Source organism: Pseudalkalibacillus decolorationis (assembly GCF_024609785.1).
GTDB classification, from domain to species: domain Bacteria; phylum Bacillota; class Bacilli; order Bacillales; family Fictibacillaceae; genus Pseudalkalibacillus; species Pseudalkalibacillus decolorationis.
The window spans coordinates 1-18,508 of the sequence record NZ_JANHJQ010000033.1; the positions used below are offsets into that span (position 1 = coordinate 1).

An 18,508-nucleotide genomic window follows, 5' to 3' on the forward strand; every position below is an offset into this window, starting at 1 on the left:
AACGTGCGAAAGTCCATTTTGACCTGGTGACTTTAGTTTATAATGCTTCAAAACTAGCTGTAGACCGTATCAATGCCAGTTTAAATCAACAACAAGCAGCAGCATAAACTGAAAAAAATTATGAAAAAATTGATTTCTGTAAGTCTGTGTCTATTTAAATTATGGAATTATGAAATTGATTCAATTATTTTAATTTAGAACACTCAAATAATAAAGCAAGTGAAAAGTAAAAAAATCGTGAAATTCGTGTAGACAAGTTGTCTTCTATTTTCATTTAATAAAGTAATCTTATAGAAACGGGGTGAAATCCTGTGAGTAATGTATCAATTCCAAGACCACCTGATGTAGTTACAATTCTTTGGGAAAGGAACCCACTGAATCCAAGATCTCCACGAACAATTGTAGAAGCAACTGTTATAGGAAGCTCTGAACCTTGTAAGCGCTTTTTAAAAAGTGGACAATCATTCGTACGTGCAGAGGAATGTCTATTAGATAATGGGTTCAAAAAAGTAGATGAGGAAAGATTGGGAGTCTTTGGTGTTTCCTTATTTGTATGGGTAGACCGGTCCTCAAGCTCCTACAAAGACACGATGAGTATGGGGATGGGAATCTGGCTGTAACTGAATTGTAATACGTGATATTGATTAACAAATTCGTACAAGATTGTTGTCTCAATTTATATTAAGAAAAGCGCAAGCGCCCTGCTTAGCCACGAAGGTCACTGGAAGACCGACGAGGAGGCTGTTGCCGCCGCAGGAGGACTGAAGTGATCCAAGTGGCTGGGCGCTGGAGCTAGACATCACTTCTATGCCTACAAAATTTTATACTTTCTTACCTTTTAAAAAACAAAAGAATCGCCCTATTTTCTGTAGTAAAGTCATCAAAACAAAACCACACAGATAGGTACGATTCTTTTATGAAACATGATATTTAGCATGAGCATAGAATTAGTCGATGATCCCCTCTTCATTCCTATATAGGCCTGACTATATCTTAAAATCAGCCGCTTTCTTCTGATAAAACGTGAATGCTAACGCTGCTACAAGAATGGTTCCTTTTACAATATCCTGTGCATAGTATGGGACATTCATCATTGTTAGGCCGTTTAGTAAGATGCCGATCAAAATTGCTCCGAAAAACGTGCCGATGACATTTGGTTTTCCTTGTCCAAGAACAGAGTAACCGATTAATGCAGCAGCGACCCCGTCCATCAGTAGCGGTGCACCAGCTGAGATCTGACCTGTTCCGATTCTGGATGCAAGAACGATTCCTGCTATTGAGGCAAACAAGCCACTTAATACATAGGCATACATTCTGTAGCGTTCTACAGGAACACCCGAGAGGCGGGCTGCTTCACGGTTTGCCCCTGTTACATAGAACAACCTGCCAGCTTTCGTATATGTCAGGAATAGGTGAGCGATGATGACAAAAAGGACCATCAGAATAGCTGGAAATGGTATCGAGAACAATTCCCCTTGCCCGATAAATAAGAAGGAAGGGATAAATACACCGGGTGCTGTACCTCCGTCCGCCATCGGCATGTTGTTATAAATCGAGAATCCTTTCGTATACGTCAGTTGGACCCCATTTACGATGTACATAACCGCAAGCGTTCCTAACAAATCTGGTATCTTTATTTTCACGACAATTAACGAATTGACCAGCCCGACGAGCAAGCCTAACACGATAGGAATCAATAAGGCGACGAGCAGTTCTTGGCGATACCAGACAAGTGCTGCGGAAGCCCCAATCGTCGCTAAGCTGACAGTTGACCCAACCGACAAGTCAAAACCCCCGACGATAAGCGTAAAAGTAACGCCAATCGCCACGAGTGTCACAATCGAAATCGAACGTAAAATGTCTGTGAAGTTGCTGTAAGTTAGAAACTGCTCATTCGTAATACTGAAAAACAAAACTAATAGGGCGATCACGAGAACCGTTCCATACTTAAATAGAAAGTGGACGATCTTTTGCTTAAAATGAATACTAGCTTCTGGAGCATATTCGCTTTTTAATTCAACCGTTTGTTTCACTTAACATCCCTCCAGTTGCTACTTGCATTATTTTTTCGTGGGTCGCTTCTGCTCCGGTGAAGGAAGCTGTGAATTCCCCATCATACATGACAAGAATCCGATCAGCGATATGGAGCAGTTCCTCCAACTCACTCGTAAAATAAAGAATCCCTTTTCCTTGTTCAGCTAACGATTGGATCAATTGGAAGATTTCCTTCTTCGCTTTTACGTCTATGCCTTTTGTCGGTTCATCGAATAGATAGACATTCCGATCCGGAGAAATCCATTTTCCGATCGAAACCTTTTGCTGATTTCCACCACTTAAATATTTCAATAATCTTGTTGAGGAGGAAGTCACGACCCCGAGTTCATCGATTTTTCTGTTTGCATATTCCGCCTCTTTCTTTAACTGAAGCCAACCGAACCTTGTAAAAGACTGCAGGGATGGGAGGGAGAGATTGTGGGCAACGCTATGTTCTGTTAGGATGCCTTCTTTTCGCCTCTCTTCTGGGACAAGGCATAGCCCTTGTTTGAGTGCATGATAAGGTGATGTGATTTTTTTACGTTTTCCATTGATGAACCACGACCCTTTTGCTTCCCCAGCACCGAATAACGCTCTTGCCGTTTCACTTTTTCCTGCTCCTACCAAACCCGCTACCCCGACGATTTCACCTTCCTGAACGGTGAGGCTAATGCTTTTACCTGTATCAGGAATAGTTATATCCTTTACTTCAAAAAGGGTGTTCGTTGAGGTAACTTTACGTTTACGCTCGGTTTGTTGAAGCGACTTACCGAGCATTTGTTGGATGATTTGTTCAGTAGAAGCTGTCTCTGTTTTTTCGGTAATAATCAGCTTTCCGTCTCTCATAACCGTGAAACGATCACTGATTTTCTTGATTTCCGGCATTCTGTGTGAAATATAAATGATGCCGACCCCTTTATCACGAAGCTTTTTTATGATTTCAAAAAGGGTGTTTGTTTCTTTTTCGCTTAATGGAGCTGTCGGTTCATCAAGGATCAAGTAACGCACATTTCCGGCGACAGCACGCGCAATCAGAATCATTTGTTTCTCTGATAAGCTGCACTGGGCAACGGGTTTGTTGACCTCAAGCTCAATGTTCATATCATTCAAAATCTCTTTTGCCTGCTTTTTAATCGATTGCCAGGATACCCTTGACATTTTGAAACCAGTACTTGTGTAAGTATCGATTGCAAGATTTTCAGCCACCGTCAATGTTGGAAAAAGCGCCGTATCAACCTCTTGTACGACAACCCCTATACCATGACGTTTTGCATCTAATGGGGATTCAAGCGAGACTTCCTTCCCGGAAATCTCGATCGTACCGTCGTCTTTTTGATAATCCCCAGCCAAAATTTTCATCAACGTACTTTTCCCAGCTCCGTTCACACCTAATAATGCGTGCACTTCACCCGCTTTTACTGAAAATGAAACACTTTTTAGCACAGAGACGTCATCAAAACTCTTTGAGATGTTCTTCATGAACAATTGGCACATGTTAATTCGCCTTTTCCTCTAATGCCTTCATCCACGGAGATACACCTGCATCGGATGTTCCCCAGCCCTCTACATACTCACCTAATTCATCCATAGTTATTGTTTCGTCTGGCAGGTCTGATTGTTTCACGAGGTGCGGATCTAAGGAATAAATCGCTGGCGTCTCTTCTCCTGCTATTTTTTGATACAGGAATCTGACCTGTACACGGCCAACTTCAGCAGGATCAGTCGCCGCTGTTGCGACCCATGGGCTGTTTTCCTTTTGGATTAGCTGCAAGTCTTCATCACTTAAATCAATTCCATATACTTTAATCTCGTTACGGCCAGCCTGATCGATTGCCCTTGTCACCCCTTTTGCAAACTCATCCCACGGGGCAAACACGGCATCGATATCTCCTTTATTCGGATATTTCTTTAAGATCGCTTCCATCTGATTCTGTGTATCAAGCGCAGTATTGGCACTTGCATTACCGAATTTCGCAACCTCTTTTATATTCGGATAGCGTTCTTGAAACGCTTCATAAATCGTATTCCGCCTTTCCATTGGGGTAAATCCTCCAACCCAAACGTAAACAATTTCACCTTCCCCATTAAGGTCTTGCGCGAGAGTCTTCAGTGAACTCCATGCAAGGCTATAGTCGTCCTGATCGATTACCGTTACGCCTGGAAGGTTGAGATCGTTATCGAACGAAACGACAGGAATGCCTTTTTCCAGCGCTTTTTTTACACCGCTTTCTAGTGCATCCGCCCGTCCATGGTCAATCAAAATCCCATCTACATTCTGGTTGATTGCTGTCTCCAGATGGGTAGCCATTTTGGCAAGATTATTGTCAGCATTATAGACCTGCACTTCTCCGCCAAACGCTTCGACCTGTTCCTTGACACCCTGTACATACTGGGAAGAGAACGTACCTAACGATATTTGCATGATCGCTGCAATTTTCAGAGGCTTTTGTACCTCTTTTGGAATATCGGCTGAAGCATCGCCTGACGAACCGTCATCCTTATTCGTTTCACCTGTTGATTTCTCATCCTCTGCTGCTTGTGTTGTTGTTGCCTGTGGTGAAGCAACATCTTGTTCATTTGTGCAAGCAGACAAGATCAATGTAAAAAGTAGTAGAAAAACAAATAATACCTTTACCTTTTTCAATGTATTTCCTCCTTAAAAAATCGTAGTAACCTTAGCTGAAAACTAGGTTTAATGGTTATGAGGGGTAACTAAGTTGTATGTACTCCCCTCGCTTTTTTATAATGTCTTCACTCTTGTTAATCCTTGTTGTAGGTCACCTGTAACAATTCCTTTTTCGGTTATGATTCCTGTCACAAAATGGTGTGGTGTGACATCGAACGCCGGATTATATATGTTGATGTTTTCAGCGGCAACCCGCTCGCCATTCCAGTGAGTAATTTCTTCTTCAGCTCGTTCTTCGATTGGAATATCCTCTCCTGTTAGAACATTCAAATCAATCGTAGAAAGTGGTGATGCCACATAAAAAGGGATGTTGAATGCTTTTGCTATTACAGCAAGACCAAGGGTTCCGATCTTGTTCGCGACATCTCCATTGGCAGCAACTCGATCGGTCCCGACGATGACAGCTGAGATGTTTTTATTTTTCAAAACATGTGCAGCCATATTGTCGGTAATCAATGTGACATTGACTCCGATTCGTTGAAGTTCCCAAGCAGTTAATCGAGCTCCCTGTAATACTGGCCGTGTTTCTGTTGCATATACGGAAAGATCAATTCCTTGTTCTTTTGCAAGGTAAAAAGGTGCTAGTGCCGTTCCGTATCTGGCTGTGGCGATTCCTCCAGCATTGCAGTGTGTAAGTACCGTATCTCCTGTATTAAGAAGGGATAATCCGTGCTCACCAATTCGCCGGCAAACCTCTTCGTCTTCCTTTTGAATCAAAAGAGCTTCATTGATTACAATCTCTTTTGCCTGCTCAACCGTTTCTGCTAGATTTACGACGTTCACAACTCGATCGAGCGCCCAGAATAGATTGACCGCTGTCGGGCGAGCACTTGCAAGATAATCTCTTTCTGCCCGGAGTCCTGCCCTGAATTCTTTAGTTGAATTTCCAGTGAACGTTTTCGCCCAAAGAGCGAGACCGAATGCAGCAGCAATTCCAATGGCAGGGGCGCCCCTCACCTTTAATGAATGAATGCTTTCCCACACACTCTTAATCTCTTTAAGATGGAGAAATTCTGTTGTGTGTGGTAGTTTTTGTTGATCAAGAATTACAACATGATTGTTCTCCCAACTGACGGAGCGGATGAAATCAGTTTTGATCATTTTTCAATCTCCCTTCACGAGCTGAATAAGATTCTGAACAGTAGACACTTGACTTCGGTTGACGATTAGATGCCTTCCTGTTTTGAGAGCTCTCCTTTGGACTTCTAATCTCTTTTCCTTATCCTCAATTCCGTTGATGTCTTCCACTTTGGCAAGACCAATTGTCCTTCTTATAATCTTATTACCGGCAAATCCGACCGCATCCTGAAGTATTTGTCTTAACACATAATCCAGATATCCAGCGACTTTAATAAATGGTCCTTTCCCGTTTTCAACCCATAACTTCGTAAATTCTGCCGTAAATACTTCCCACGTTTCCACTATGACCTGAATTAAATAGTCTTGGAAGCTATCACGTTTCACCTCGTCTTCGATCCTGGCTTCTTGTGATAAATGATTTAGTATCAGATTGGCGAAAAATGCACCGACATCAAACCCGATCGGACCAAAAAATCCGAATTCAGGATCGATCACTTTTGAAGAATCCCTCGTCACAAAAATACTCCCTGTATGCAAATCACCATGTATAAGCGCTTCAGATTTTGTAAGGAACAGCTGTTTAAGCTTTGCGGCTTCAAGCTTCAGTTCGTCGTCGTTCCATAAGGCTTCAACTTCGGGTAGTAATTCCTCTGGAAACTCATTTGTTTCATGGTCAAAGAAAGGATCGGTAAAGACGAGGTCTTCCGTTATCTTACATAATTCCGGGTTCACGAATTTAGTTGCTAACACTTTTTTCTCAGAAGGCTCTAATCCAAAGTCGGAGGTGTGGAACAGTGTATGAGCAATGAACCTTCCGATATGTTCCGCCAGATTCGGATACCTTTCACCTTCGATTAGACCTTTTCTTAGCAATGTGTATGCGGATAGATCCTCCATAACGGTAGCCGCGGCAACATCATCTGTTCCGTAGACCCCAGGAACAAGTTCGGGTACGAATTTGGCAGCTAGTTTCAATGATTCCCCTTCGATCCTCGCCCGATCCAATGTCAATGGCCATGATTCGCCGACCACTTTTGCATATGGAAGGGCCTGTTTAACAATCAAGGTCCGCCCCGTTTCAGTCTCTTTTACACGGAAAACGTAATTCAGGTTCCCATCGCCAATTTCTTCACACTCCACTAAACTATTTTCATGGATGTACTTCTGTTGCTTTAAATAGTCCACGACACTTATTGTGGTAAAAGAATTATAGGTTGATTGTTTTGTTAACATATAAGAAACCCCCAGTTTAAATTATTGAAAAGCGGAAGCGCCCTGTTTAGGTACGAAAAGCGCTGGAGATTCTGGAGCGCAACACGCTTTTTGTGTTTGTGAAAGAATCGAAGCGACCTCGAGTACCTGGGTGCTGAAGCTAGACATTACATCTTTGCAACTTTCTTAACGTATAAAAAGCCTCTTTCTGGTTGAAAGAGGCTTGAAGGGACTATCTTCGCACCTCTTATCTTCCAGAATGAACGATCTCACTCTGTTGGAAGTAGCACCGTGCCTTTTAGAATCCCTTGAAGAAAAGGACATAATTTTTCCTAAGGTAAAAGATCGGTTGCTGGGCGTCATAGGGCCAATTCCCTCAGCCTGCTCTTGATAAGAGATTTTATTTAATTGTAATGAAGGTAGTTCAAAAAGTTTTGAACTACCACGAATATTAAGATAACTTGAACAAAACATTACAGAAGGAACTGGAAATTGTCAATAACTTTTTTTAAAGAAAACTTGGTTAGCTTCTTTACAATTACTTAATTCAGCGATAGTATAACCTACTATAAAATCATGTGAAATAGAACAGGATGTGATTGACCGTGAAACACTTCGATACCTCTGATGTAATGAAAAGGCTGCCGACCCAGTTTTTCGCCAAATTAGTTGGAAAGGCGGCAAAAGTGGCAGCTGATGGACATGATATCATCAATCTGGGGCAAGGGAACCCTGATCAACCTACCCCTTCTCATATTGTTTCAGCTATGCAAACTGCTACCGAAAATCCACAGTATCATAAATATTCTCCATTCCAAGGTTACGACTTTCTCAAGGAAGCGATCGCAACATTCTATAAGCGCGAATATGACGTTAATCTTGATCCTAAAACAGAAGTTGCCATTTTGTTTGGCGGTAAAGTCGGGCTTGTTGAAATCAGCCAATGCCTTCTTAATGCAGGAGATCTCGCCCTTGTCCCTGACCCTGGTTATCCGGACTACTTATCTGGGATCTCAATGGCAAATGCACGAATCGAAACAATGGCTTTGAACCGAGGCAACAACTTTTTACCTGATTATTCCAAGCTTTCCGAGCAAGCCTTATCCGATGCAAAACTGATGTTCCTGAACTATCCTAATAATCCAACTGCTGGTGTTGCGACAGCTGACTTCTTTGCCGAGACTGTGTCACTAGCTGAAGAGCACAATATTTGTGTTCTCCACGACTTCGCTTATGGGGGTATCGGCTTTAACGGCAAGAAACCGGTCAGTTTCTTGCAGGCCGCTGGTGCAAAGGATACTGGCGTTGAAATCTATACGATGTCGAAAACGTATAATATGGCAGGCTGGCGGGTAGGGTTTGTCCTTGGAAACCAGAGTGTAATTAAAATGATCAACACGCTTCAGGACCATTTTTATGTCAGCCTGTTTGGGGCCGTCCAAGAAGCAGCTGCTGCTGCCCTACTTGGACCCCAAGATTGTGTGGAAGATTTGGTTAAAACCTATCAATCTAGGCGCGATGTCTTCATAAACGGCCTTCAAGAAATAGGCTGGAATGTTAAGGCTCCAGAAGGTTCCTTTTTCGCATGGCTACCTGTTCCAGAAGGATATTCTTCTGAATCATTTGCAGATCTCCTTTTAGAAAAAGCACATGTCGTCGTTGCCCCAGGAGTCGGTTTTGGAGAAAACGGTGAAGGCTATGTGAGGGCAGGCTTGCTGACGAGTGAAGAACGACTTCAAGAAGCGGTTGATCGAATCCGAAGACTGCACCTTTTTGACTAGTTTTCTGAAACTTCATCCAAAAATAAAAAATGAGAATTGACAGAGTGAGAAAACCGTGTCATACTTTCAATCAATTAATCAATTAATTAAAAATTCCATAAACGAATTCACTCTTATCAAGAGAGGCGGAGGGACGAGCCCGAAGATGCCCGGCAACCGACTTTTAACAATTGTTAAAAATACGGTGCTAATTCTCGCAGCATGATGCTGACAGATAAGAGGAGGAGCCGATTTTTCAACCTCTTCCTCTTTGGAAGGGGTTTTTTAGTTTTTCGGAAAGGATGGATAGCATGAGTGAAATCATCGCGACGTACCTGCTGCATGACAAGAAAGAGGACCTGGAGAAAAAAGCGGAATCCATTGCACTTGGCTTAACTGTCGGGTCATGGACAGACCTACCTTTATTGGAACAAGAACAGCTCAGTATACATAAAGGACGGGTTGTTGATGTTTCCTATCTCCAAGAAGATGATAGAGTGAGCCGATTTTTGGGAGAAAAGCGAACAAAAGGCTTGATCAAAATCGCCTACCCTTCCGCTAACTTCAGCACTGACATACCAGCGATATTGACAACGATCTTCGGAAAGCTTTCGTTGGATGGTGAAATTAAATTGATCGACGTAGAGTTGTCTGATTCGTTGACATCAGAGTTTTCGGGACCGCAATTCGGAATTTCAGGAATCCGTGAACAACTTGGTGTTTATGACCGGCCCTTGTTAATGAGTATTTTCAAAGGGGTGATCGGTAAGGAACAGGACGACCTCAATCACCAGATGAGACTACAGGCTTTAGGTGGAGTCGACATTGTCAAAGATGATGAGATCTTGTTTGACAATGAAAAAACACCATTTGAATCAAGATTGAAATCCGGTCTACAAATTTTAAAAGAAACCTTTGAGGAAACTGGTCATCGAACGTTGTATGCTGTCAATTTGACCGGACGAACTTTCGAACTTAGAGATAAGGCGAAACGTGCAGTAGAACTTGGAGCCACCTCCTTGTTGTTCAACGTTTTTGCCTACGGTTTGGATACGTTGCAGGCACTAGCTGAAGATCCTGAAATCCCTGTTCCGATTATGGCGCACCCCGCTTTTTCAGGAGCGATTACCCCCTCGCCTTTTTACGGGGTATCCAATAAGGTACTGCTCGGAAAACTGCTCCGCTTAGCTGGAGCGGATTACGTATTATTTCCATCTCCATACGGAAGTGTTGCTCTTGAGAAAAATGAAACAACCGCTATTGCAGAAGCTTTAACTGTCGATGAGAAACGTTTACGTAAGTCTTTCCCTGTTCCATCAGCGGGAATCCATCCCGGACTTACACCACTGCTGATTAATGACTTTGGTATTGATAGCATCATCAATGCAGGTGGCGGAATTCATGGTCATCCAGACGGAGCAGAATTTGGCGGAAAAGCGTTTCGGGATGCGATTAATGGGGTGTTAAAAGGACAGTCATTAGAAAATGCAGCAGAGGAAAGCGAGCCTCTGCGTAAAGCACTAGAATTATGGGGACCACCCCAGGTGAAAACATGACTAAACAACCGATCATCTTTTGTGATTTTGATGGAACGATCACAAATAATGACAACATCATTGCGATCATGAAAAAATTCGCCCCGTCACAATGGGAAAAGTTGAAAGACGATGTGTTATCACAACGGATATCGATTAAAGAAGGGGTCGGAAACATGTTTTCCCTCCTCCCTACTAATTGGAAACAAGAAATCACAGAATACGTGATTAGTCAAGCTGAGATCCGACCGGGATTTGAAGAATTTGTGGCCTATACAAGGGAAAAGGACATTAAACTCCTCATTGTCAGTGGCGGTATCGACTTTTTCGTTAATCCTTTGCTTCAGCCTTTTAATATTGATAGAGCAGATATTTATTGCAATGGCAGTGATTTTAGTGCAGAAAGGATTAAGATTACATGGCCGAACACCTGTGACCGCTTCTGCAATAATGACTGTGGATGCTGCAAACCTTCTATTCTCAGGAACTATCAAGCTGATGAATACGAAAGAATTGTTATTGGCGATTCGATTACCGATCTTCAAGCAGCAAAACGTGCCGATAGTGTTATCGCTAGAGACTTTTTAATAGAAAAATGCCGTGCACTGGGGTTGAATTACAAACCATTCGAAACGTTTTACGATGTTATTGAAATTATTAACCAAAGACAGGGGGAACTGGAGGGAGCATGATTAAAGTACACTGGGATCAACTCGCTGATGTAAAGGATGAACTAGCTGCACGGGACTGGTTTCCCGGCACAAGCGGTAACCTTTCAATCAAGGTGCAATCTGAACCACTACAATTACTCGTAACTGCAAGTGGAAAAGACAAACGCAAGCGGACTAAGGAAGACTTTCTTCTTGTTGATGAGAACTGTGTTCCCGTAGAAAAAACATCGTTACGCCCTTCTGCAGAAACACTTATTCACAGGAAAATTTATCAACTGACAGATGCCGTATGTTGCCTCCATGTTCATACCATTGATAACAATGTCATTTCAGAACTTTACAGTAATGAAAAAAGCATTTCATTTAAGGGCCAAGAATTAATTAAAGCATTTGGTTTATGGCAAGAGGATGCTGAAATCGTAATCCCTATCGTAGAAAATGTTGCTGATATCCCAACTTTGACAGAAGAAATCGCTGCACAGCTAGGTGAAGGAGTCTATGGTGTGTTGATTAGAAATCACGGGATAACGGTTTGGGGAAAAAGTGCTTTCGAGGCGAAAAAATACCTTGAAGCATTTGAGTTCCTATTTACCTATCATCTGAAGCTCAAGTCATATCAAAGGTTAAGTGTTTTATAATTGAGGAGGAGATCAAAAAATGGCAGTTATTAAAATCAGAAACACAAACGAAGTCATTGATGGAACAAAGAATGTTGAACAATTCTTGCAAGATCAAGGGGTCCTTTATGAAAATTGGGATACGAGCAAGCTTCCCGAAAACTTAAGGGAAAACTGCAGGATTGATGATGAACAGAAGGAACAGACTCTTCAGGTTTTTGATGAAGAAATCCGCTCACTTGCGCAACGTAACGGATATGTAAGTTGGGACGTCGTCGCTCTTTCCGAAGCGACACCTGATCTCGAGGCTTTACTAAAGAAATTCGAGCAAGTCCATGTTCACACCGAGGATGAGGTTCGTGCCATAACAGCTGGCCATGGGATTTTTATTATCAAAGGTAAGGGTGAGCTTGGTTACTTTGATGTCGAACTTGAAGCAGGCGATGTCATTTCAGTCCCAGTGGAAACGCCACACTTTTTCACATTAATGGATGATCGACAGGTTGTAGCCATTCGCCTATTCGTGGATCCTTCAGGCTGGGTGGCTCATCCATTCGCTGATCCAGAGTTTAAGAAGCAGGAAGTGTAGACGTTTAACTTGCACTATCATGTAGATGACTGAATATAAAATGATTTAGCCTGGGATGGTAGCATCTCAGGCTTATGTTATGGGCTGTGGGTTAAGGAAATCGATTAATCGTGCGTCGTATTGTTTGGCATGCTTCCCAATCCAAATCAGGTGACCCCAGGAATCTAGTATTTGAAGCTCTGAATTCGAGATGTGGTCTTTTGCGTAATAAGCATGTTCGACTGGTACTCCTGCATCGTGTGCGCTGTGCATAATAAGCGTTGGACAAGAAACTGTTTGGAGATCTTCAGTGGATAGTTCATTATTTCGGATTAAATCGATTAAGAAGCCTTGTCCGGATCGCTGGCGGTTGTTCATTTTACAAAACTCCTCTAGATCGCGTTCCTTTATTTGTTCCGCTACTTCCTTGTGGGAAAGTTTACTGAAGGATGGTAGGAATTGTTTAAACATGTAGTTCGGAAACTTGTTACTCAACGACGAAACAAGCTTCCAGATCATTTTTTCAAATGGTAGACGGAATAAGACCTTTGCAATCTTGTATTCTTTATCCATTGGCGTGTGCCATTGTTTCGCTACAGCACTTTGTAACGTTAATGTTTTAACACGCTCCGGAAATTGTGAAGCGAAGATTATACCGCTGGACCTCCTGCTGAAACCGCTATTACATGCACTTTTTTAAACTGTAAATAATCGAGTACCTTCGCATAATGCTGACACGCTTTCGATAAGCTTTCCCCTATTGATTTGGAGGTTCTTCCATATCCTGCTCGTGATGGGGTGATGATTGAGAAGCCGTTCTTGACGAGTGTTGCATATCCAAACTCCTCGTAGCAACTCGAATGTCCACCGTGCATTATTAGAATTGGCTCACCTTGTCCAATTACGGAAAATTCAATGACCTCACCATCTACTGAAATTGTTTCTACGTTTCTATTCATACCGTCACCTACTATCTTATTTTAAACCTATTTAGATGAAATAGAAGAAAGCCCTCTCCATACATTATGAGGCTTTCTTCTCTTAAAGTTAAATGTTAACCACCATTCCGTCATAAGCAACTTCTATACCATACGGTTTGAATATTTCTACTAAATCCTCATGAAGTAATCCACAATTATGAGAAAAATGGGTAACGACCAGTTTTGTGTGATCTTTTAATAGATTTCCCTCACGAAAGACGTTCTGAACCTCTATGACCGATTCGACACTCATATGATTACCACTGTGTTTGTTGCCATTTTTCCCCACCGTACAATCAAGGATGGCGAAATCAACCTTCTTTCCTTTCAACCACTCCCATGTTTCATCAGGAAACCATCCTGAATCATTACCATACAACACGTTCATATTATCTTTTTCCAAGAAATAGATTAGACATGTTTCCCTTTGGTCATGGTCTGCCAAGAGAGGGGTGACCTTCGCATCCCCCACCTTAATCTGTTTAAAAGGTTGTAATCGCCGCATATAAAATTGTTTTTCGCCTTCATGTTCCTCAAGAAGAGCTTGCCGGCATTGAAAGAGAGCAAGGTCGTTCCCATAAATATTTAAAGGATGTTCGACTCCATGAGCATAACCTTTCATGCGGCTAATCAGCTCACCCGCATTAAGGTGATCATAATGCGTATGAGTGATTAGAAGGTCACGTACGAGAGACATATCGATGCCATCGCGAAGTGCCTGTGTGAATGAATCAGGAGGTTGATCAACCTTTAGAACATCGTCAATGATAACAGAACATCTTGTACGAATGTTACGTCCACCCGACTGCCGTGCCTTTTCACATGTATCACATTTACAATAAACGTTTGGAAAACCTTCCGCCGCAGCGGTTCCTAAAAAATGTAGCTTCATATTTACCATCTCCCCTTAACTTAAAGCGACCATGATAACTCCGACAACCATTACCCCAGCAGCAGCAATTCTGCGCAATCCAAATCCCTCAGCCAGCAGACGAGTACCCATTACGGTGCCGAAAAGAATGCTTATTTCCCGAACTGGTGCCACGTGGCTTACCGGAGTAAAAACCATCGCGATCAAAACAAGAATGTAGGCAAGCGGATTCAAAATTCCGACCCCTAAAGCTTCTTTGCGATGATTTTGCCATTCATAACGAACCTCTTTCCAATGATTACGAGCCAACGGGGTTAGTACTATTAATTGCCCCAGAATGCTCCCGTAAATTAACAATAATGGAGGGATCAACAAAACGCTTACGGCTCCTTTGTCCAAAAGGGTATAACCCGCGATCATTACCCCAACCATGATTCCATAAACAAGCGGCATCACCGAAGCTGATTGTTTTAACACTTGAAGCCCGCCAGTCAAGGTAAATACGCTCAACACGATAAAAATAATCCCGATCAGACCGATGATTGAAAGATGCTCATCATAAATAAATACTGCTGCGATTGTAGCCAGCATCGGACCCGTCCCTCTTGCTACCGGGTAAACAAGAGAAAGGTCTCCGATTTTATAACCTTTTTGAAGTGTCAAGGAATAAGCCAAATGAATCACCGTACTGCCAACAATAAAACCAACTTCAGGCCAACCCAAGCTCAAATCTTGAAAAATCAACAAACCAACAACAAGCGGAGCGTAAATTACGGCGCTCACTGCCATATAGAGCCATACAAAAGCAAAGCCACCTTCTGACCGTTTGGCAAAATAGTTCCATGTTGCGTGCATAAAGGCTGAAATAATAATTAAAACAAATGCCAACGGTGACATCTAAACACCCCTTTATTCTTTAACCGAGCCAATCAAAACGCCTTTTACAAAAAACCTTTGTAAAAATGGATAAACAATAAGTAATGGAAGCGCGGAAACAATAATGACGGCATATTTAATTAGTTCAGCCGTTTTGGCTTGTTCCAGTAAATTCTCCGTCTGCCCCACCGCGCCAGCTGCTGAATCTCCACCTACTTCCTGGAGTATAAGAATCTCTCTAAGAATGATTTGCAGCGGATACATATCCTGATCAGTCAAATAGATGAGCGCATTGAAATACTGATTCCACAGACCTACCGCGTGGAAGAGCGCCATAACAGCAATGATGGGCGCGGAAAGAGGGATCACCATCTTAAAGAAAATATGGAAATCTGAAGCTCCATCTATCTTAGCTGCTTCTACCAGCTGATCCGGAACATTTTGCTGAAAAAAAGCACGCGCAACAAGTATCGCCCAAGCTCCAACAACATTTGGTACTACAATAGCCCAAACTGTATTCAGCATCCCTAATGATTTAATAACCAGGTAGGTCGGGATCAGTCCCCCGTTAAACAGCATAGTAAAAAGAATGACCCATAAAATAGCCTTCTTAGCCATGAGTTCTTTTCTCGATAAAGCCCATGCGCAGGGTAACAGAATACATAGGTGAAGCAACGTACCCAAAACGGTATAGAAAATTGTGTTTCGATATCCCGTCCATATGGCATTATTCTCGAAAACTTTTCTATATCCTTCAAACGTAATATCTACTGGCCATAGCCACATATTTCCTGAACTGACGGCTGCCGGATCACTAATTGATGCGCTTAAAACATAAATCAATGGGTAAAAGGTCAAGGCAAGAACAAAAGACAGGAAACCATAATTCAACACATTAAACGCTTTATCCGAGATACTTAATTTGTACATCTCCCCATCCCCTTTACCATAAACTGTTATCACTTGTTTTTTTGGCAAGCTGATTCATGGTTACAAGTAAAATAATATTAATCATTGAATCAAAAAGCCCTATTGCAGCTGCAAAACTGTATTGACCCTCCAACAGACCGCTCTTATAAACAAATGTTTGTATAACCGATGAAGAGGAAAGGTTCAAAGAGTTTTGCATGAGCAATACTTTTTCAAAACCAATCGCCATGAAATTACCCATGTTCAGAATAAGCAATACGATAATCGTAGGTAATATGGCAGGGATATTGACGTGCCATATTCTTTGCAGCCTAGTTGCACCGTCTACTTTTGCCGCCTCATGAAGTTCTGGGTTAACTCCGGCTAATGCAGCCAGATAAATAATCGCTCCCCATCCTAATTGCTGCCAGACTCCCGACCAAACGAATATATGCTTAAACCATACCGGGGAAGTTAGAAAATCAATCGGTTCTCCGCCAACCGCAACAATAATATTGTTAATTAGACCGTTTTGTGGATCCAAGAAAGCGACAATCATCCCTACAACCACGACTACAGAAATAAAGTGTGGGGCGTAAGTAATCGTTTGTGACCATTTCTTAAACACACCGAGTCTGAGTTCATTAATTGAAAGTGCTAGAATGATTGGTAACGGAAACAGAGCCAACTGATACAGATTAATTAAAAGGGTATTTATCAGCAATCTCCAAAAATAATAGGAATCAAAAAAACGCAAAAAGTGATCAAATCCTACCCATGGACTTCCCCAAACTCCTTGGGTGACAAAATAATCCTTGAAAGCAATTTGCACACCGTACATGGGAACATAATGATAGATGATAAAATAAAGTAGTGCAGGAAGAAGAAAAACATACAACTGCCAGCTTTTCAAAAATCTTTTTTTTATTTTATGAAAACGGGTCTCCCGTCTAACTGTGGAAGGGACTTGTACTCTGCTTAATTCCATAAATCTGCCTCCTTCTGTCTTCGGTGTTAGCAAGCAAATCGGGGAAGGCTATTACCCCAATTTGCTTTGTTTCACTTTTCACTTAGCCCGCTTTGATATCTTTCGTATGCCGCTTGCTGTATCTCCATAAATTTCTCCACACCCATATCTTGAAGCGTATTAACAAATTGATCCCATTCAGAAAAAGGAACTTCCCCAGTAATGAATTTTGCTTCCATTTCCTCAATGTACGTATCCATATCAGCCTTAATTGTTGCCAAATCCCTGCTTTCTTCTTCCGCATAAGTAAATGGAGGCCATACTTCTTTAGGAAGATCGTCTTTCTTTTTCTTCATTGCCTCTATTGCTGTAGGTTGAGATTCAGATCCTTTAAAGAACTTCCGGGAAACAACTCCAGGGTAACCTCCACCTGGCCAAGTTAAATACTCTGCAGCTGCCTGATCAAACGTTAGGCCATCCGGATTATTGGTGATTTTGTCTAAATATTTCACGTCACCGTCGGACGTTTCCTTATACGTCTTTCCTTCGACACCCATGAAGAACAATTTCTGTCCTTCTTGACCATAGAAATAATCGATCCATTTGATTGTAGCGACCGGGTGTTCATTTTTGTTTGTCATTGCAAAGGCACCTAAATTTACTAATGGGTGAAAAAAATTAGCAAACATGTGGTCTCCATGTGGACCTTCCAATGCTTGAAGTGATGTGTAATTTTCCTGTCCTAAAATCGCATCGGGATTTATAGCAGCAATACTGCCGTATAATCCTTTTGAAGCTGTCGCCATATACTGACTTCTTTGAATTGAAAAAATATTTTGCTGAATTAACTTTTCACTGTAAAGCTTATGAGCATATTGAAGCAGTTCTTTATACTTAGGATCCTTTTGAATAAACCGTAATTCACCTGAGTCTGGATCAACATCCACATAGGAATGTAAGGCTCCTCTGTTACCCAACCCCCATGCACCTTTGAGTTGATTGATTATCGAGGCTATATCCGTGCCTCCATATGGGATCTCATCGTTCTTACCGTTTCCATTCGGATCTTGTTCTTTCACCGCTTTCAAATATTGATAATACTCTTCTAGTGTCTTTGGCTCATCCATACCTAATGCCTTAAGCCAATCTTCGTTAACAAATAAGTGTGTAGACATCCTTCCTGCTGTAAACTCCGGATCATAAATCATCGGCAACGAATAGATGATTCCATTAGGGAAAGTTAAGCCCTGTTGAATGCTTGGGTATTTTTCGAACAATTTCTTTATATTCGGTGCATGTTCATCAATTAAATCATTAAGCGGTAGGAAGACGCCTTGCTTTCCGTACTTGAATAAATCTGTTGCAGGAAGCCAAGCACCGTAAAATGCATCCGGATAATTGCCGCTCGCCAGCGCAAGGTTCCTTTTTTCGCTTAATCCGCTGTAAGGAATCGCTTTCCACTTCACATTGATGTTTGTCATTTTTTCATAAGTGTTCCAAATTAACACGTCATTCCAATTATCATTTGTCGCCGGAGCCTGTCCTTGAAAAAAATTAAACGTAATCGAATCTTTAACAATCGGCATGCCTGACTTGTTTAAGTTTTTGGCCTCATCCTCCGTAGGCTTAATGCTTTCCTTTGTTGTTTCTTTACTCTGACAGGCGGATAATACTAGCACCAAGACAAGTAATAATAATGATAAATTTCTTATTTTCATTCGAATCCTCCATTCATAAAATGT

16 protein-coding genes, 1 pseudogene and 2 riboswitches are annotated in these 18,508 nt (G+C 41.8%); of the genes and pseudogenes, 6 read left to right on the forward strand and 11 right to left on the reverse strand.

Going from position 1 to position 18,508, the window contains the following annotated elements; translation table 11 throughout:
- Positions 1-311: 311 nt before the first annotated feature.
- Complete coding sequence (locus NON16_RS21735) at positions 312-620, forward strand: hypothetical protein (protein ID WP_257351497.1); 309 nt, start codon at positions 312-314, stop codon at positions 618-620.
- 366 nt (positions 621-986) lie between these two features.
- Here the strand turns inward: NON16_RS21735 and NON16_RS21740 are convergent, their stop codons facing one another.
- The 5 genes from NON16_RS21740 to mtnK form a co-directional block, all read right to left on the reverse strand.
- A complete protein-coding gene (locus tag NON16_RS21740) occupies positions 987-1,985 on the reverse strand; it encodes an ABC transporter permease (RefSeq protein ID WP_257351540.1) in 999 nt (332 codons plus the stop codon).
- Positions 1,986-2,016: 31 nt separating this feature from the next.
- Positions 2,017-3,513: a sugar ABC transporter ATP-binding protein gene (locus tag NON16_RS21745; RefSeq protein ID WP_257351498.1), complete on the reverse strand. Its 1,497-nt coding sequence runs from the start codon at positions 3,511-3,513 to the stop codon at positions 2,017-2,019.
- Positions 3,514-3,529: 16 nt separating this feature from the next.
- Positions 3,530-4,678 (reverse strand): sugar ABC transporter substrate-binding protein, encoded by a 1,149-nt coding sequence (locus NON16_RS21750; protein ID WP_257351499.1) that lies wholly within the window; start codon positions 4,676-4,678, stop codon positions 3,530-3,532.
- A gap of 96 nt (positions 4,679-4,774) precedes the next feature.
- Positions 4,775-5,821: an S-methyl-5-thioribose-1-phosphate isomerase gene (gene mtnA, locus NON16_RS21755; protein WP_257351500.1), complete on the reverse strand. Its 1,047-nt coding sequence runs from the start codon at positions 5,819-5,821 to the stop codon at positions 4,775-4,777.
- 3 nt (positions 5,822-5,824) lie between these two features.
- Positions 5,825-7,033, reverse strand: coding sequence for an S-methyl-5-thioribose kinase (gene mtnK, locus NON16_RS21760; protein WP_257351501.1), 1,209 nt, complete (start codon positions 7,031-7,033; stop codon positions 5,825-5,827).
- Positions 7,034-7,256: 223 nt separating this feature from the next.
- Positions 7,257-7,409: riboswitch (SAM riboswitch) on the reverse strand.
- Between the two features lie 208 nt (positions 7,410-7,617).
- On the opposite strand from mtnK, the gene NON16_RS21765 reads away from it, so the two are divergent.
- From NON16_RS21765 to NON16_RS21785, 5 genes are all read left to right on the forward strand, one after another.
- Positions 7,618-8,793, forward strand: coding sequence for a pyridoxal phosphate-dependent aminotransferase (locus NON16_RS21765; protein ID WP_257351502.1), 1,176 nt, complete (start codon positions 7,618-7,620; stop codon positions 8,791-8,793).
- A 110-nt stretch (positions 8,794-8,903) separates the two neighbouring features.
- Positions 8,904-9,014: riboswitch (SAM riboswitch) on the forward strand.
- A gap of 69 nt (positions 9,015-9,083) precedes the next feature.
- Positions 9,084-10,328, forward strand: coding sequence for a 2,3-diketo-5-methylthiopentyl-1-phosphate enolase (locus NON16_RS21770; protein WP_257351503.1), 1,245 nt, complete (start codon positions 9,084-9,086; stop codon positions 10,326-10,328).
- Positions 10,325-10,999 (forward strand): 2-hydroxy-3-keto-5-methylthiopentenyl-1-phosphate phosphatase, encoded by a 675-nt coding sequence (locus NON16_RS21775; RefSeq protein WP_257351504.1) that lies wholly within the window; start codon positions 10,325-10,327, stop codon positions 10,997-10,999. Before NON16_RS21770 ends, NON16_RS21775 begins: the two co-directional genes overlap by 4 nt.
- Positions 10,996-11,616: a methylthioribulose 1-phosphate dehydratase gene (locus tag NON16_RS21780; protein WP_257351505.1), complete on the forward strand. Its 621-nt coding sequence runs from the start codon at positions 10,996-10,998 to the stop codon at positions 11,614-11,616. The genes NON16_RS21775 and NON16_RS21780 overlap by 4 nt, the downstream gene beginning before the upstream one ends.
- A 19-nt stretch (positions 11,617-11,635) precedes the next feature.
- Entirely contained in the window at positions 11,636-12,184 is a 549-nt protein-coding gene (locus NON16_RS21785) for a cupin domain-containing protein (RefSeq protein WP_257351506.1), read from the forward strand.
- A 72-nt stretch (positions 12,185-12,256) separates the two neighbouring features.
- Here the strand turns inward: NON16_RS21785 and NON16_RS21790 are convergent.
- The 6 genes and pseudogenes from NON16_RS21790 to NON16_RS21815 all read right to left on the reverse strand — a co-directional run bounded on the left by NON16_RS21790 (position 12,257) and on the right by NON16_RS21815 (position 18,484).
- Positions 12,257-13,122, reverse strand: a pseudogene (locus tag NON16_RS21790) (alpha/beta fold hydrolase).
- Positions 13,123-13,210: 88 nt separating this feature from the next.
- The gene (locus NON16_RS21795; protein WP_257351507.1) at positions 13,211-14,035 is read right to left on the reverse strand and encodes an MBL fold metallo-hydrolase; all 825 of its coding nucleotides are present in this window, start codon (positions 14,033-14,035) and stop codon (positions 13,211-13,213) included.
- Positions 14,036-14,050: 15 nt separating this feature from the next.
- Entirely contained in the window at positions 14,051-14,911 is an 861-nt protein-coding gene (locus NON16_RS21800; RefSeq protein WP_257351508.1) for an EamA family transporter, read from the reverse strand.
- 12 nt (positions 14,912-14,923) lie between these two features.
- A complete protein-coding gene (locus tag NON16_RS21805; protein ID WP_257351509.1) occupies positions 14,924-15,820 on the reverse strand; it encodes a carbohydrate ABC transporter permease in 897 nt (298 codons plus the stop codon).
- 13 nt (positions 15,821-15,833) lie between these two features.
- A complete protein-coding gene (locus NON16_RS21810; protein WP_257351510.1) occupies positions 15,834-16,787 on the reverse strand; it encodes an ABC transporter permease in 954 nt (317 codons plus the stop codon).
- A 71-nt stretch (positions 16,788-16,858) separates the two neighbouring features.
- Complete coding sequence (locus NON16_RS21815) at positions 16,859-18,484, reverse strand: extracellular solute-binding protein (RefSeq protein ID WP_257351511.1); 1,626 nt, start codon at positions 18,482-18,484, stop codon at positions 16,859-16,861.
- Positions 18,485-18,508: the final 24 nt, after the last annotated feature.